Origin of the sequence: Pollutimonas nitritireducens, from assembly GCF_002849615.1 — a bacterium.
Lineage (GTDB): Bacteria > Pseudomonadota > Gammaproteobacteria > Burkholderiales > Burkholderiaceae_B > Pollutimonas > Pollutimonas nitritireducens.
In genome coordinates, this window is record NZ_PDNV01000008.1 from 163,274 (window position 1) to 178,332 (window position 15,059).

Genomic DNA, 15,059 nt, shown 5'->3' on the forward strand with positions numbered 1-15,059 from the left:
TATCGCGATTCAATATCCGGACGCGCTGCCTATTGACCGCCTCCGCAGCACTCGGTCCAGCCCGCGCAGCATGCCCACCAAGCCGGCCATCATCCAGGCCAGAGGCTCCAGAATGAAGCGCAGCAACAGCATGATGGGTAGCAACACCAGTGTCCATCCTACGACCTGGACCATGCCTTCCGGCAGGCCAAGCTTTTCGGCGGCGGATCCGAGCAAGGAGTTGATGACGCTGGGGTGCCGGATTGCGATGTACGCCAGCACCGCCGGCGCTCCGTACTTCACCACTCTTGCGCCAATCACGCTGCCGCGCCACAAGCCCGCAGCAAGTGCCGCTGATCGCTCGGAAAACGTCAGGGACCGCCCGCCCACGGCAGCGGTCCGGCCCATACGCAGCACTTTGAATGCGCTCACACCGATTGCGACGTCCAGCGCCGCCCAGCCCACGTCGCCCATCGCTATGGTCTCATCGCGGCGGATTTTACTTTCCAACCCTTTCACGCCGCCCGCGAAGAAACTATTGATGCCTTCAAGTACCCGTTCAGTCTGGATCCAGCCGACTTCCCCTTTAGGGCTGATCACGAACTGGCCAAGAAAGTCGTAGCCTTCGGCCTTAATGAACTGGACGGCGTACCTGGCGCGGTCTTCGGTCGTCAGCGTGCCCGTGGAAGCGGCTTGCGCCGGCTCATCGCCATTCCACAGTCGCCGCACTGAGCTTAGCGCCGATCGCGCTGTCTCGCTCAGTCCCCGCATCAGCTCCAGCGTAAAGACTTCGTTCGTCAGGAAGAAATGAATGGGCAAAACTACGTCCTCTCCGTAGCGTCGAAGCACCTCCTGAAAATCCAGGCTGTCTCCCAACATCAGGAAGATGGGCCGGGCCTTATCGGGGTAACGCAGAAGCGCCAACCGGGCCTTTGCCAGCAGTATGGGATCTTTCGAATACACGAGGAACAGCGCCTGAACCTCGGCGGGCTCATCGACCATCTCGCTGGCCATTTCCGGGACGGATTGTTCGACCTGCAAATGCAGCAGCTGCGCTTCCAGGGGCCTGGGCTTGTAGAGACTCGTGATCAGGAGCGCGCCCAGCAATGCCAACAGGCCGCTTACCAATAAAGTTTTCATGGGATAGGCTCGATCGTGTTCAAGCAGGGACGTTCACTGTAGCAGAAGGTTGGTTCTGCGTAGGCTTGCAATCAGCGCACGAAAGCCGCATGCCGGGTATTGCCCGGTGCTATTATTCCCGGAACTCATAAGACGCCTTCCGTCCAACACCACGCAGCATTTCATTCCATGACGACCCAGACACAACCGCCCTATTTGCGCACGCTGTATATCGGCGCCTTTATCGTGCTGCTATCACTGGGGGTCCGCGCAACCTTCGGACTGTTCATGCAACCCATGGGCCTGGAACATGGCTGGGGGCGGGACGTCTTCTCAATGGCCTTCGCCATCCAAAACATCGTCTGGGGTGCAGGCGCCATCTTCATGGGCATGCTGGCCGACCGCTATGGCGCCGGGCGCACGATTGCGCTGGGAGCCGTCCTCTACGTGCTGGGCATGGTGGGAATGCGTCTATCCAGCGACGAGCTCTCCCTGTACCTGACCGCCGGCGTGCTGGTCGGCCTGGGCCAGGCCGGTACGACGTTTCCAGTCATTCTGCCGGTGGTGGCGCGGGCCGTCCCGCCCGCCTATCGAAGCACAGCCATGGGCATAGCCAGCGCGGGCGGCTCTTTGGGGCAGTTTGCCGTTGTGCCGACCGGCCAGCTATTGATCTCGACCATGGACTGGACGGGCGCCCTCTGGGTCCTTTCCATGTTCGTTGCCGCTGGCCTGCCCCTGGCGGCATTTCTTAAGGGGCGCCCCGACGCCAGCATCGCCACCCATAGCCTCGGCGGTGCCATACGCCAGGCGCTAGCTCATCCTTCCTTTCATTTTCTGTTCTGGAGCTATGCTGTTTGCGGTTTCCACACTGCCTTTATCACACTGCACTTGCCCGCCTATCTGGCCGATGGCGGCTTGACCGCTGCGCATGGTGCCACGGCTATCGCCTTGATCGGTCTGTTCAATGTCGCGGGCTGCATCTATGCAGGCAAGCTGGGTGGGCGCTACAGCAAGAAGACGCTGCTGGCGGCGGTGTACTTCCTGCGGGCGTTCGGCATCATTTTCCTGCTTGCCGTGCCGCTGACTCCCTGGGTCGCCTACGTCTTCGCCGCATGGATGGGCCTGTTCTGGCTTGGTACCGTGCCGCTGACCCAAGGCCTGATTGGGCAAATTTACGGATTCCGGTATGCCGCCACGCTGTCGGGCATTGCCTTCCTGGGACACCAGGTGGGCAGCTTCATCGGTGTCGGAATGGGCGGCTATGTGTACCAGGCGACGGGCGGTTATACAATGGTGTGGTGGACAGGCATCGTGCTGGCTGTCGTTGCCGCGGTGCTGTGCATGCCTATCAAGGAACAGACCCTGGCCAGCCCGACAGCAGCCTGATGCCAACGCAACAATACAGTGAGGCACGTGCCCATGAGCCATTCCAGCAGTACAGAAACTTCGATAAAACCGGCCCATCGCCTAAGACCGGGGCGCGTGATTGGCTGGCTAGCACTGGGCGGCGTTTTGGCGCTGTCTTTCGTGGGGTATCTTACGCCCCAGATGCAAGTGCAGTGGGCGAATTTCATGTCGATGTGCGGGTTTTAGATTGCACACTTCCGGTCGACAGTAAAGCCAGCAGACCCGTTGCAGGCCTGCCGATATCGCGCTTTACTTCTTGATGTTCCGTTCCTTGATGATCCTGCCCCACTTGTCTGACTCCTTCTTCATGAAAGCGGCAAACTCTTCACGCGTAGTGGGTTGGGGTGTCATGCCGAATTCCGTCAGTTTCTTTACCACTTCCGGATCCGTCAATACCTTGACGACTTCCTCGTTCCAGCGGTCAAGTATGGGGTCTGGCGTTCCACCGGGCGCGACAAATGCGTACCAGTTCAATGCCTCGAACCCGGGGTAGCCCGATTCGGCGACGGTTGGAATTTCCGGCAGGTAGGCCGGACGTTTCAGGCCCGTCGTGGCCAATGGAATAAGCCTCTTTTCTTCCACATATGGCATGGCCGTGGGCGGAGCTGAAAAGTACGAGGTCACGCGTTCGCCCAGCAAGTCTTGCATGGCCTGTGCGCCGCCCTTGTAGGGCACATGCACCATATTGACATCGGCTTCCATATTCAGAAGTTCGCCCGCCATGTGCGACGCCGCGCCGAAGCCTGATGAGGCATAGTCAACCTTTTCGGGTTCGGACTTGGCCAAAGCGATGAACTCCTTCAGCGTCTTGACACCTGCCGCATTGTGGACCACCAGCACGTTCGGGAAATTGACGCCACCTGAAACGGGCACAAGATCCTTGAAGGGGTCATACGACACCTCCATCAGATGCGGAGAAATAGTCAGTGGTCCCACCGAACCCAGCAGCAACATGCTGCCGTCTTTTGGGCCTTTTGCCACGAATTGATGGGCGATATTCCCACCGGCGCCGGGCTTGTTGATGATGGCAATGGAGCGGCCGGTGTTATGCCCCAGCCTTTCCGCGATCAGGCGTGCCGATGTATCGGCCGCGCCACCTGCCACGAAGCCCACGACAAGCGAGATTGGCCGGTCGGGTAATTCCTGGGCGGCATGTGTCACCGGCACCATCAAGGCACCTGCGCACAGCAGCAGACTGTTCAGTATTTTATTGATTTTCATGGAAGGTCTCCGTAATTCAAAGGAACTTCAGTCAGCGCCTGGCAGCGCTGATTTGGGTTGTCGTTTTTCGACGGCGTAGCGCAGGAGCGCGGCGCTGCGGAAGAAGCCATGCGCAAACTTGCTGTAAGGCATGGTCAGAAAAAGCGCCATCACCGCGCCCAGATGCAGGCAGAGCAATAACGCCATGGCAGGCGTAGCGCGTCCCAGCCACAGCGCGAGGCCGCTTGCGCTGATCAGAAAGAGTAATGCAATAAAGCCAAGGTCCATCGGTTTTTGGGCCAGGTCGCCGTGCAGCGGGTGGCGCCGACGGTGCAAGTACCAGAGCCCTGCCGTGCCTATCATCAGCGCCACGCCCCCCACGGTGCCGAGTATCTTGGGCACACTCGGCAGATCGTAAGGCGCCTGCCAACCAAAGGCATAGTGGTACACGGTTGCCAGGCTGGTTGCGGCAAAGCACAACATGAAGCCGTAGAAGGTAAGGTGATGGAAACGCCTGCGCGATAAGGTGAACTTATCATCTTCGTTGTTGCACCCTTCGCCGTGGCCACCGTCCAGATATTTCAGCTGCAGCACGGCACTGGTGGCTTCGAGCGCTGCCGGGGTAGTCGCCGACGCCCCGCTGGTCGCCGGTCCGATGTCACGCAAGAAATGCCGCAAGCCCATGCCCAGCGCCAATAATGCAAACAGGAATACCGGCGCGAACAGGCCCACCAGCAGGTTGTGCGGAAAGATGTTGTAGAAGTTGCCGGACACGGCGCTGTTCCACAGCCCGCCGCCCATGGCCACCGCAAGGGCAAGGAAAAGTGCCAGCCCCGCGGCCAACGCCAGCGTCAATACAAGACTATTGCGTTCATAGAGTTTACCCAGCGCCGGCGGCCATGCGTAGTCCTTATAGGTTTGCCCGCGCACCTGTGCCATGACTTGGGGCACGTTGATGGCAAATTCATGGGGGGGCGCATATTGGCATGCATGCAAACAGGCGCCGCAGTTGTGGCACAGGTTGGCCAGGTAATGAACGTCCGCCTTCTCGAACATCAGGCGTTGCGTCATTGCCGGAAACATGGCGCAGAAACCTTCGCAATAACGACAGGCATTGCACACTTGCAACTGCCTGGCGGCTTCGGCCTCCGAGGCGCTTAGGGCGATGATCCCGCCACCCAGGTCCAGGGCGTCTTTGGTCAAGGCTTCAAGCTGCTGCATGATCGGCCTCCTGAGGAATAACGTGCTCGGCGCCCAGGGCTGCCTTGGCGGAATTGACGCCGGCAATGCGCCCGAAAGCCGTGCCTATCGACATGCCGATACCTGCGGTGTAGCCCTTGCCCAGTACATTGCCGGCCATCATTTCGCCTGCAACAAAAAGATTGTTGCTGGGCTGGTCGTTAAAACGTACGGCAGCGGTTTCATCGGTTAACAGTCCTTGATAAGTAAAAGTCACGCCGGGACGCAGTGCATAACCATAGAACGGCGGGCGGTCCAAAGGTAGTGCCCAATGGGTCTTGGCGGGTGTCACCCCTTCAGTGTGGCAGTCGTCAAGTTTCGTATGGTCAAAGGTGCCCACTTTGCAGGACGCGTTATAGCTGTTCAGTGTCTGCATGAACATGTCTACGTCCAGGCCGAGCTTGGCGGCAAGCTCGGGCAGGCTATCGGCTTTCTCGCCCGGAAAGACCGGCGGCATGAAGCGCCCTACTGCTTTGCTATCGATAATGGAATAGGCTGTCTGCTCGGGCTGGTTAGCCAGCAGGCGGCCCCAGATGGCGTAGCGTTTGGGCCAGAAGTCTTCGCCCTCGTCATAAAAGCGTTCGGCCTGGCGGTTTACGACCACACCCAACGACACACAATCGATACGGGTGCAAATACCGCCGTCGTACAGGGGTGCCCGGGCATCAATGGCAACCATATGGGCCTGGGTCGGGTCACCTATCTTGTCCGCCTGGTGTTCCTCAAACATATGCTTGAGCACCACGCCCTGGTTGAATCGCGTGCCGCGGATCAAAAAATTGTCGACCGGCCACTCGCCGCGCTCGTTCTGGCCCCAAGCCTCGCGCAGCCATTCGCGGTTCGACTCGAAGCCCCCAGCGGCCAGGACACAGGCGCGAGCTTCGATGCGTTCACCGTTGGTATAGGCCGCAATAAAGCGTCCGTCCTGGATATCCAGCTTATCGACCGGCGAGTCATAGCGAATCTGCACGCCCAACGCCTCGGCGCTACGGTAGTACGCGTTAATTAGCGCTTTTCCCCCGCCCATGAAGAAGGCATTGGTGCGCGCGACGTGCAAGGCGCCCGACAACGGTGGCTGGAAATGCACACCGTGCTTGCGCATCCAACCTCGACAGGTCGAGGAGGCGCGAATGACAAGTCGAGCAAGCTTTTCGTTGGTCTGCCCTCCTGTGACCGCCAGAAGATCACGCCAGTATTCCTCTTCGGGATAGGCGTCGATCAAGACATCCTGCGGTGCATCGTGCATGCAGCGCAAGTTCCGCGTGTGCTGCGAATTGCCGCCACGCCATTCCCGCGGCGACGACTCCAGGACCAGGACACTGGCACCGGCTTCGCGCGCGCATAATGCGGCACACAGGGCGGCGTTTCCGCCACCGACTATAAGTACATCGAACATGAATCGTTCCGTGCAAAGCTATTTAGTGGGCGTACTGTAGACGTGTTTGCGTCCGCCCGCTACGAGGCATCCGGCCATGGGTGTTCACAAATAGTGAACACCCTGCCGCTCACATCGTGAGTTCGGCCCCAGGCCAATGCCCTTCCGAGACCAGTTCGCGCATGACATCGACCAATACGACACGCGCCGCCAGTCCAGCGGGAGATAGTTGGTCGTCAGACAAACTGGCCACCAGATTGCGGCGGACCATTTTGTCGTGCAACAAGGGAATCCGGAGCAACTGCTTGTCGTTCGCGCGCACCACCGCCGCCCCCGGCTGTATGGTGGCCGCCAGTCCCGCGTGGACAATATCCATCAACATGGATAAGCCATCCACCTCGGCGACCACATTGGGTTCGTGGCCATAATGAAAGAAGGCCGCATCGACAATCGCGCGCAAGCCGTGTGATCCGGTCGGCAGTACCAATGGCAGCGTCACGATATCTTTGAGCGACAGCTTGCCATTTGTCGGTAGAGGGTATCGATCCGGTTGGGCCACGACGAACAATTGTTCCGTCAGCATAGGAAGCAAAGTCCAACCCTGTTGACTTCCGGCATGAAACAGCACGGCGAGATCCAGTTGGCGTCGGCCCAGCATGTGCGAAAGATTGCCCGACAGGCTTTCGACCAGATGCAGGCGCACGTCGGGATAGCGGCGCTGCATGGCCTGCAAGAGGGGCACCCCCAAAACAGAAGAGGTCGTGGGCGCCATGCCTATTGAAACGTGCCCCGCCAGTCTTGCCGCCTTGGCAGCGTGAATGGCGCTCGCGGCATGACGCAGCACCAGTTCGGCCTCCTGGCGCAGCGCCAATCCCGCCGCGGTGGGCACGACGCCGGTCGATGTGCGCTGCAGAAGGCGCGTGCTGAGTTCACTTTCCAACCGACTGATCTGTTGGCTGAGCGCCGATGTCACGACGCCGAGGTCTTGCGCGGCACGACCCATGCTGCCGAGTTCGACGACGCGAACAAAATAGCGCAACTGACGCAGTTCCATGTCAGCGGACGCTTTAGGAGAGAGTAAACAGTTTGTTCATGGTTCGGATTGTATTAACGATCTGCTGGCTTGAACCCCTTCTGGTTCGGCATGACGACTTGCGGCAACGTTTTCTGGTCGAGCGTCGCATCGTCTGGGATGATGTTGGCCTGGGCAAGAATGTAGGCGGTCACCGCGTATACCTCGTCATGGGACATGCTGTTAGGCATCATGAACGGCATGGCGCGGTTGATGTAATCAAACAGCGTGGTGGCGTATGGCCAATAGCTTTCTACCGTTTTCACAGGCGGGCCGCCGTTGCCATCCGCCACCAGGCTGCCGCGACCGCCGACCAGCCGGTCTCCCAAGCCCCCTTCCAGCTTGGCGCCATGGCATGCCAGGCATTGTTGCATATACACTTTTTCGCCCTGCATGACCGTTCCCGAACCCTTGGGCAAACCACGGCCATCGGGCAAGGGCGATACAAAGCGCTGCAGGTCGGCATCGGTAATATCGGTGCCAAATCCGAACTGAAGGTGCGCAGCCGCCTCGCCCGATGCAGCGATTTTCGCGTCGGCACCGGCTTGTTGGGCCAATGCGCCCGAACAGGACAAAGCCAAAGCCGTCGCAATAATTGACTTCTTAGTAATGATGGACATTTGACACCTCCCCGTTAGCGGCCACTTTCCAGCTCTGGATACCGTTCAGGTGATACACCGAAGATAGTCCGCGCTCGTCGGCCAACTGCTTGATCGTCGGCTGCACATAGCCGGTTTCATCGGTGCACCGGCTTTGAAGTATGGCCTCTTTGCCGTCCCATTCCCATGGCAGCGTGAATCGCGTATGACAGATAGGCAGGACCGGCCCGTGCAGCACGGCATCGCGCCAGTTCTTGCCGCCGTCCGCCGACACTTCCACCCGTTTGATCGTGCCGCGCCCGGACCATGCCAAACCCGAAATTTCATGAAATCCCGGTTTCTTCAACAACATTTCACCGGAAGGATAGGTAATGACCGACTTGGCTTCCATGAGGAATGAAAACTGCAGCGCCGTACCGTCGGGCAATAAGTCTGTGTACTTGGATGTTTCTTCACGAGTCATGAACGGTTTGTCCGAAACCTCGAGGCGCCGCAACCATTTAATCGACATGTTGCCCTCGTAGCCGGGCACGAACAGCCGAATCGGGTAACCCTGCTCGGGACGGATGGCTTCACCGTTCTGGCCGTAGGCCAGTAAGCAATCGCTCAGTGCTTTCTCGATTGGGATGCTGCGCGTCATGGCAGCCGCATCGTTACCTTCTGCAATAAGCCATTTGGCACCCGGCTTCAGACCAACCTCGTTCAAGATAGTGGAAAGCGGCACGCCGATCCACTCGGAAGTCGATGTGAGTCCATGCGTGCCTTGCACGGTCTTGAGCGTAGGCTTGGCCCACTCGGTAAGCCCGTTTCCAGAACACTCCAGGAACATGATGCGCGACAGCATCGGGTAGCGCTTCAGGTCGGCCATGGAAAATTTCTTGGCCTGCTTGACCATGCCGTGCACGAAGAGCTCGTGCGTCGAAGGATCGATTGTTGCGATGCCGCCATGATGACGCTCGTAATGCAGACCCGAGGGCGTGAGTGTGCCCATGCTTTTCTGCAAAGGAGTAAAGCTCCAGGAGGACTCCGTAGTCTTGGTTGCGTAGCGTTCGCGAACTTCGGTCTCGAACTGGGAACGTGCGCCATAACCGCCATCGTCCGTCGCAACGCCGACGCCTTGTATTTTGCTGGCATCGGGTGGTACGGTTCGTTCGATGGCGCCCGGCGTCGCAGAGGAAAGTCCATGTACGCCGGCCGAGCCAATCGCTGCCATCGCGCCAAGCATGAAACGCCTTCTGGCTGGCGGACCTTCAGGTTCTTGCGCTGGCGTCCCATCACGATAATAGGGCGAGCTAGGATCCCGCCGCTCGCGTGCCAGGAACGCGCTCTCCTGCTTTTCAAGCGCAAGTCGCGAGCGGGTCGGGGATGAGTCAGAGTGAACGATTGTCTCTGTGTCTGCCTTGTGTGAGGTCATATGCAGCTCCTTTGATACCGATGCGGATGCCTTCGCTCTGCTGCTGCGAGGCACATTGATAGTACCTCACCGCCAACGCCGCGGGACCATCAGAGATCACGTATGCACCGACAAAGCCATGCGGGCAAGGGAAGATCCACTGCGCGATCGTTCTTTTAGCTTATCCAAATACCCCTTTCACTGTTTCCGTCTTCTCCAGCGCTTCACCGGCTTATATATTGGGTTCACGAACCTGGTAGCGCATCTGCGACCTTGCACGATGCTCGACGCGCCAGACAACAACAAACGTAAGCACACGAATACGTGACAGCCGCATTTACTGGAGGAGAATGAACATGGACCGCAGACGCTTTCTACAGACCGCCGTGGCAGGTGGGGCAATGGCGACGGGGTTTCGAAGCTATGCCGAGCCGGCATTTCCTTCAAGGCCAATCACAATGGTGGTGGCCTATTCGCCTGGCGGCGGCACAGATACGCTCACGCGCGCACTATCGAAGCCGCTCGCCAAGGCACTGGGCCAATCTGTTGTGGTTGAAAACAAGGCAGGCGCATCGGAAATCATTGCCAGCGAGTATGTCGCCGGCGCCAAACCGGATGGCTACACCTTGCTGGTATGCAGCGTCCCTCATGTCACCAATCCTTCGCTGCGCACATTGCCCTACGATACCGTGAACGATTTTTCCGCCGTATGCCTGGCGGCGCAGTCACCGTTTGTCCTGGTCGTCAAGCCGGACTCTCCGATCAAATCGCTGGCCGATCTCGTGACCATCGCCAAAACCAGGAAACTCAGCTTTGCGTCATCCGGCATCGGTACGGCAGACCATATGTCCACCGAACTGTTCTGCTATATCACGGGAATATCCATGACCCATGTCCCATACAAGGGAACGGGACCCGGTCTGGTGGACCTCATGGGCGGACACGTCGACATTTATTTCGCCAATATCGTTGGTGCCGCGCCCCTGGTCAAGTCCGGAAAATTGAGGGCTATCGCCGTCACGACTGAAAAACGCTCGTCCCTCTTGCCGGAATTACCCACCGTACAGGAATTTACGAAAAAACCTTTTGATGTCAGCGCGTGGACAGGCATCCTGGCTCCCGCTGGAACCCCTGACAACGTCTTGAACACCCTCAGCAAATCGATCAATAGCTCCCTGCGGGACGATTCGGTGACAAGTGTGATGGCTACTTATGGGGCCGAAATCGTCGCAAACAGTCCCGCAGAGTTCCGGCGCTTCATTAACAATGAAGTGAACAAGTGGGCAGAAGTCATCAAGGCAACAAATATCAAGGTGTAGGCATAAAGCCGCCCAGGCGGCCAGCCCGCGGCGAACATAACAGACGAACCAACAGGAGTAAACATGCGTGCAGAGGTGACAGTGCTGGCTGAGGGGCTTCAATTTCCCGAGGGCCCGGTAGCGATGGAGGATGGTTCCGTTCTGGTCGCTGAAATTCGCGGCGGCACCATCCGCCGCATTGCTGCCGATGGCACGGTGACGCTCGTGGCAGACTGTGGAGGTGGACCGAACGGCATGGCGATCGGTCCTGACGGTGCACTCTATGTTTGCAACAATGGCGGCAATACCTATACGCCTGGTCACTTTGCCGCCGTCGGCCCTGCCGCGGATTATGCCGGCGGATCGATCCAGCGTGTGGACCTCGCCACAGGCACCGTTGAGACTTTATACACCCATTGCGCGGGGCACCGGCTTTCTTCGCCCAACGACATCGTGTTCGACGTCCACGGCGGCATGTATATCAGCGACTTCGGCAAGAAGCATGCGCGTCATCGCGATCATGGAGGCCTGTATTATGCCCAGCCCGACGGAACCGGAATCCTCGAATTGGCGTATCCGGTGGCGGCGCCCAACGGTGTAGGGCTTTCTCCATCAGGCGATACGCTGTATGTCGCCGAGACCGAATGTGCGCGTGTCTGGGCATTTGATATCGTTGCACCAGGAACAATCCATAAACACACGGTTGCCACACCCCATGGCGGCAGGCTTCTGTGCACCATTCCTGGCTATCAGCGACTCGATAGTCTAGCCGTCGACAGCGACGGCAACATCTGCATCGGCACGCTTATCACGGGCGTAGTGACTGTGGTATCGCCGCAAGGAGAAGTGCTGCGCACCGTGCCCATGCCAGACACGCACGTGACCAACATCTGCTTCGGCGGGCCCGACCTGCACACCGCTTACATCACCCTATCTGGTACGGGACAACTGGTCTCGACAGACTGGCCGACTCCGGGGCTGAAGCTCAACTTTTCTATCTAAAGGAGCGCATCATGTCGATACGCCTGCGCCTGCCCCGGACCTTTCTGGCCCTCGCAACAGCAATGCTTTGCGCGTCGGCCGGCGCGGCCGATTATCCAGTTCGCCCGCTCAAACTGATTATTCCTTTTCCACCCGGCGGCACCACCGATCTGATCGGCCGGGCGTTCGCCGATGAAATGGCCAAAGCGCTTGGCCAGCCTGTCGTTGTAGAGAACAAGGGAGGAGCGAGTGGTTCGATTGGCGCCGAGGCCATTGCCAAATCGCTGCCCGACGGCTATACGATTGGGCTCTCTTCTGCATCAGGCTTTGCAATTCACCCGGCCTGCAATCCGAAGGTTTCGTACGACCCCGTCAGGGACTTCACGCCCATCAGCCGCCTGGCGAGCTCGCCGCATGTAATCCTGGTGAACCCGTCGTTTCCGGCGAAAAACTATGACGCCTTCCTGGCCCTTATCAAAGCAAACCCTGGCAAGTATGAGTTTGCTACTTCCGGAACCTGCGGCAGCGGCCATATGTTGGGCGAACAGCTCAAATTATCGACCGGTGCAAACATTATGCATGTGCCGTATCGCGGGGCAGGACCAGCCGCCAACGACGTTGTTGCCGGCCATGTTCCCATTCTTATCGATGCCCTGCCTTCTGCTTCGGTGCACATTAAGGCCGGGACATTACTGCCGATCATACTGGCTTCATCGAAACGCGTTCCAAGTCTTCCGGCGGTGCCGACATTTGGGGATGTCGGCATCGAGGAGGCCAATGAAGCAGGCTGGTATGGCCTCGTTGCTCCTGCAGGCACATCGGCCGACAAGATTCAGATCTTGTACAAAGCCATCCAGGAATCACTTAAGAGCCCAGGCCTCCAGGCACGGCTCGCTGCGGCCGGTGCATCGCCGGGTGGAACCAAGCCTCAAGAACATGCGGCTGAAATAAGCAATGCCGTAACGCGCATGAAGGCGCTGGTCAAGGCGCAGAACATTCAATCAAACTAAGATCAGGCGGCTAACAGCCCGAATGCCCTTAGATGTCGTTTACTGAGTCCGAACTGTCAGAATCACCGACCCCAGCCGCGATCTGGACTCCAGTTCACGATGAGCCTGCGCGGCATGAGCAAGGTCGAAGGTGGTGATATGTTCGGGCCGCAGTATCCGGTCGCCCAGCATGTTGAATAACGCTGCAACGGCCGTGTGCAACTTCTGGGTCGTTCTCAGGTGCAGAAATACGCTGGGTCGTGACAGGGAGTTGGACTTGGGGAATAGTGCCGCCACATCGAACGGCGGCACGGGACCCGAGGCCTGACCGAAGTTGGCGAGATGACCGCAGGGCCCCAGGCATGCCAACGAGCCCATGAATGTGTCCTTGCCCACCGCGTCGTATGCCACGTGCACGCCTTCACCGCGCGTGATCTCGTGCACCCGAGCCACGAAATCCTCCCGTCTGTACTGAATGACATACTCGCATCCTTGGCCGCGTGCAAGCTCCATCTTATGGTCCGAACCCACTGTGCCGATAACACGGGCGCCCAAATGGCTGGCCCACTGACTAAGCAGGGTACCGACGCCCCCCGTGGCGGCATGTACGAGCACCCAGTCACCCGCCTGGACGGCATACACCTCATGCAGCAGCACCCACGCCGTCAGGCCCTTGAGCAGGGTGGCGGCGACGACCGCGTCGTCGATACCCTCCGGAATCAGGATCGCCTCTGCAGCGGGCAGTACACGTTCTTCCGAATATGCCCCATAGCCTCGGTGTATATAGGCGACGCGGTCCCCAATATTCAGGTGTTCGACGCCGCGTCCCACTTCGGTAATGATGCCGACGCCTTCAATGCCGGGGATGCCGGGAAGTGCAAGGGTGTGATACAAGCCTGATCGAACATAAATATCATGAAAATTGACGCCAACAGCGGTGTGCCGGATCCGGATCTCCCCTGGCTGTGGGCGGGCGACAATGACCGGTTCGAATATCAGATTCCCGGCGGGGCCGGCTTCATGCAAGACGATGGCTGAAGGCATATCAATTTAATCCGTGAAAGATCTGTCCATTAATAGCACGGAACCGTCCAACTTCCCAAGCGCCCCCTACTATGCCGCCCCGTACGACACAGCCGAACGCCCTGTTCGTCGATTTGAACTGGCCTGCACGCGCCCGGATTCGTAGACTAGCGTTCTGTCTGAATGAGGTGCCTATGATTGAACAAGCGTTGAATGGCGTGCGGGTGATCGACCTATCGCGCATCCTGGCCGGCCCGTGGTGTACTCAGAATCTGGCCGACCTGGGCGCCGAGGTGATCAAGATTGAGCGGCCGGGGACGGGCGACGACACAAGACGTTGGGGGCCGCCCTTCATGATGTCCAACGACGGCAGCGAGCGCACATCGGCCTACTTCATGTGCTGCAATCGCAACAAAAAGTCCGTATGCCTGGATTTCAAGAACGAAGATGACCGGCAGAAGTTGATGCAGTTGCTTCGTACGGCCGACGTTGTCGTTGAGAACTATCGCGTGGGCACGCTGAAAAAATATGGCCTGGACTACGAAAGCATTCGGACGCTGAATCCTGCCGTCATCTACCTATCGATTACCGGCTATGGCCAGGACGGTCCCAAGGCGGAGCGTCCTGGTTACGACTACATTTTCCAGGGTCTGGGCGGATTAATGAGCTATACCGGACGCGCCGATGGCGAGCCTGGGGCCGGACCTTTGCGCGCCGGGGTGGCGGTGGTGGATGTAACCACCGGCATGTATGCGACATCGGCGGTGCTGGCCGCTCTGTTTCAACGCAGCAAGACCGGTCGCGGCGGCTATCTGGATATTGCGCTGCTGGACGTCGCCGTCGCCATGAATGCCAACCAGGCCTCGAATTTCTTGGTGTCGGGCAGCCCGCCCGAACGCAGCGGGAATGCGCATCCGAATCTGGCGCCCTATGAAGTGTTCCAGGCTTCGGATGGTCACTTCATTCTGGCGGTGGGCAACGACGAGCAGTTTGCGCGACTGTGCCTGATGATTGATCAGCCGCACTGGGCGCATGATCCGAAGTTCTGCAGCAATGCGAACAGGTTGGCGAACCTGACCGAACTACGCGGCATCCTGGCCGGCGCATTTCTTGACGCACCGCGCGAATACTGGGGTCGCCAGCTGCAGGCCCGGGGCATTTCCTGGGGCACCGTCAACAGCCTGGATGAAGTGTTCAAAGATGAACAAGTCATCCATCGGGAAATGTTGCGCACCACCTACCACCGCGACTACGGCGATATGCCGGTCGTGCGCAACCCCATGCTGTCTGATCCGCAATCACGCGGCGCACCCATCAAGTCGGTCCCGCAGCTCGGCGAACACACCGACGAAGTGCTCGCGTCCCTATCAAAGACGTAAATACCA

Annotated in this window: 13 protein-coding genes; 5 read left to right on the plus strand and 8 right to left on the minus strand. The window is 58.9% G+C overall.

Annotated features, from left to right (window positions below; all coding sequences use genetic code 11):
• Positions 1-9: 9 nt before the first annotated feature.
• Positions 10-1,119: a hypothetical protein gene (locus tag CR155_RS13660; RefSeq protein ID WP_102070593.1), complete on the minus strand. Its 1,110-nt coding sequence runs from the start codon at positions 1,117-1,119 to the stop codon at positions 10-12.
• A 168-nt stretch (positions 1,120-1,287) separates the two neighbouring features.
• On the opposite strand from CR155_RS13660, the gene CR155_RS13665 reads away from it, so the two are divergent.
• Positions 1,288-2,484, plus strand: a complete 1,197-nt coding sequence (locus tag CR155_RS13665; RefSeq protein WP_102070594.1) for an MFS transporter — start codon at positions 1,288-1,290, stop codon at positions 2,482-2,484.
• A gap of 270 nt (positions 2,485-2,754) precedes the next feature.
• Here the strand turns inward: CR155_RS13665 and CR155_RS13670 are convergent, their stop codons facing one another.
• The 6 genes from CR155_RS13670 to soxC form a co-directional block, all read right to left on the minus strand.
• Positions 2,755-3,675 carry a Bug family tripartite tricarboxylate transporter substrate binding protein gene (locus tag CR155_RS13670; RefSeq protein ID WP_233214299.1) on the minus strand — a complete coding sequence of 307 codons (921 nt, stop codon included), beginning with the start codon at positions 3,673-3,675 and terminating at the stop codon, positions 2,755-2,757.
• 78 nt (positions 3,676-3,753) lie between these two features.
• Entirely contained in the window at positions 3,754-4,926 is a 1,173-nt protein-coding gene (tcuB, locus tag CR155_RS13675; protein WP_102070596.1) for a tricarballylate utilization 4Fe-4S protein TcuB, read from the minus strand.
• Positions 4,913-6,340 (minus strand): FAD-dependent tricarballylate dehydrogenase TcuA, encoded by a 1,428-nt coding sequence (gene tcuA / locus CR155_RS13680; RefSeq protein ID WP_102070597.1) that lies wholly within the window; start codon positions 6,338-6,340, stop codon positions 4,913-4,915. The genes tcuB and tcuA overlap by 14 nt, the downstream gene beginning before the upstream one ends.
• Positions 6,341-6,449: 109 nt before the next feature.
• Entirely contained in the window at positions 6,450-7,373 is a 924-nt protein-coding gene (locus CR155_RS13685; protein WP_102070598.1) for a LysR family transcriptional regulator, read from the minus strand.
• A gap of 53 nt (positions 7,374-7,426) precedes the next feature.
• On the minus strand, positions 7,427-8,011 hold the full coding sequence (locus CR155_RS13690; protein ID WP_102070599.1) for a c-type cytochrome: 585 nt from the start codon (positions 8,009-8,011) through the stop codon (positions 7,427-7,429).
• Positions 7,995-9,404, minus strand: a complete 1,410-nt coding sequence (soxC, locus tag CR155_RS13695) for a sulfite dehydrogenase (protein ID WP_102070600.1) — start codon at positions 9,402-9,404, stop codon at positions 7,995-7,997. The genes CR155_RS13690 and soxC overlap by 17 nt, the downstream gene beginning before the upstream one ends.
• Before the next feature lie 335 nt (positions 9,405-9,739).
• Here soxC and CR155_RS13700 point away from each other — a divergent pair, with 335 nt between their 5' ends.
• From CR155_RS13700 to CR155_RS13710, 3 genes are all read left to right on the plus strand, one after another.
• A complete protein-coding gene (locus tag CR155_RS13700) occupies positions 9,740-10,702 on the plus strand; it encodes a Bug family tripartite tricarboxylate transporter substrate binding protein (RefSeq protein ID WP_158238278.1) in 963 nt (320 codons plus the stop codon).
• Positions 10,703-10,765: 63 nt separating this feature from the next.
• A complete protein-coding gene (locus tag CR155_RS13705; protein WP_102070602.1) occupies positions 10,766-11,683 on the plus strand; it encodes an SMP-30/gluconolactonase/LRE family protein in 918 nt (305 codons plus the stop codon).
• A gap of 11 nt (positions 11,684-11,694) precedes the next feature.
• Entirely contained in the window at positions 11,695-12,672 is a 978-nt protein-coding gene (locus CR155_RS13710; RefSeq protein ID WP_439650444.1) for a Bug family tripartite tricarboxylate transporter substrate binding protein, read from the plus strand.
• Positions 12,673-12,711: 39 nt separating this feature from the next.
• Here the strand turns inward: CR155_RS13710 and CR155_RS13715 are convergent, their stop codons facing one another.
• On the minus strand, positions 12,712-13,695 hold the full coding sequence (locus CR155_RS13715) for a quinone oxidoreductase family protein (RefSeq protein ID WP_102070603.1): 984 nt from the start codon (positions 13,693-13,695) through the stop codon (positions 12,712-12,714).
• 173 nt (positions 13,696-13,868) lie between these two features.
• Here CR155_RS13715 and CR155_RS13720 point away from each other — a divergent pair, with 173 nt between their 5' ends.
• Complete coding sequence (locus CR155_RS13720) at positions 13,869-15,053, plus strand: CaiB/BaiF CoA transferase family protein (RefSeq protein ID WP_102070604.1); 1,185 nt, start codon at positions 13,869-13,871, stop codon at positions 15,051-15,053.
• The last annotated feature ends 6 nt before the right edge of the window (positions 15,054-15,059 follow it).

Bases quoted from the DNA above. Each gene is read 5' to 3' on its own strand.
- CR155_RS13690 (WP_102070599.1), bottom strand. From the start codon at position 8,011: ATGTCCATCATTACTAAGAAGTCAATTATTGCGACGGCTTTGGCTTTG.
- soxC (WP_102070600.1), bottom strand. From the start codon at position 9,404: ATGACCTCACACAAGGCAGACACAGAGACAATCGTTCACTCTGACTCA.
- CR155_RS13665 (WP_102070594.1), top strand. From the start codon at position 1,288: ATGACGACCCAGACACAACCGCCCTATTTGCGCACGCTGTATATCGGC.
- tcuA (WP_102070597.1), bottom strand. From the start codon at position 6,340: ATGTTCGATGTACTTATAGTCGGTGGCGGAAACGCCGCCCTGTGTGCC.
- CR155_RS13700 (WP_158238278.1), top strand. From the start codon at position 9,740: ATGGACCGCAGACGCTTTCTACAGACCGCCGTGGCAGGTGGGGCAATG.
- CR155_RS13660 (WP_102070593.1), bottom strand. From the start codon at position 1,119: ATGAAAACTTTATTGGTAAGCGGCCTGTTGGCATTGCTGGGCGCGCTC.
- CR155_RS13720 (WP_102070604.1), top strand. From the start codon at position 13,869: ATGATTGAACAAGCGTTGAATGGCGTGCGGGTGATCGACCTATCGCGC.
- tcuB (WP_102070596.1), bottom strand. From the start codon at position 4,926: ATGCAGCAGCTTGAAGCCTTGACCAAAGACGCCCTGGACCTGGGTGGC.
- CR155_RS13710 (WP_439650444.1), top strand. From the start codon at position 11,695: ATGTCGATACGCCTGCGCCTGCCCCGGACCTTTCTGGCCCTCGCAACA.
- CR155_RS13705 (WP_102070602.1), top strand. From the start codon at position 10,766: ATGCGTGCAGAGGTGACAGTGCTGGCTGAGGGGCTTCAATTTCCCGAG.
- CR155_RS13685 (WP_102070598.1), bottom strand. From the start codon at position 7,373: ATGGAACTGCGTCAGTTGCGCTATTTTGTTCGCGTCGTCGAACTCGGC.
- CR155_RS13670 (WP_233214299.1), bottom strand. From the start codon at position 3,675: ATGGTGCCGGTGACACATGCCGCCCAGGAATTACCCGACCGGCCAATC.
- CR155_RS13715 (WP_102070603.1), bottom strand. From the start codon at position 13,695: ATGCCTTCAGCCATCGTCTTGCATGAAGCCGGCCCCGCCGGGAATCTG.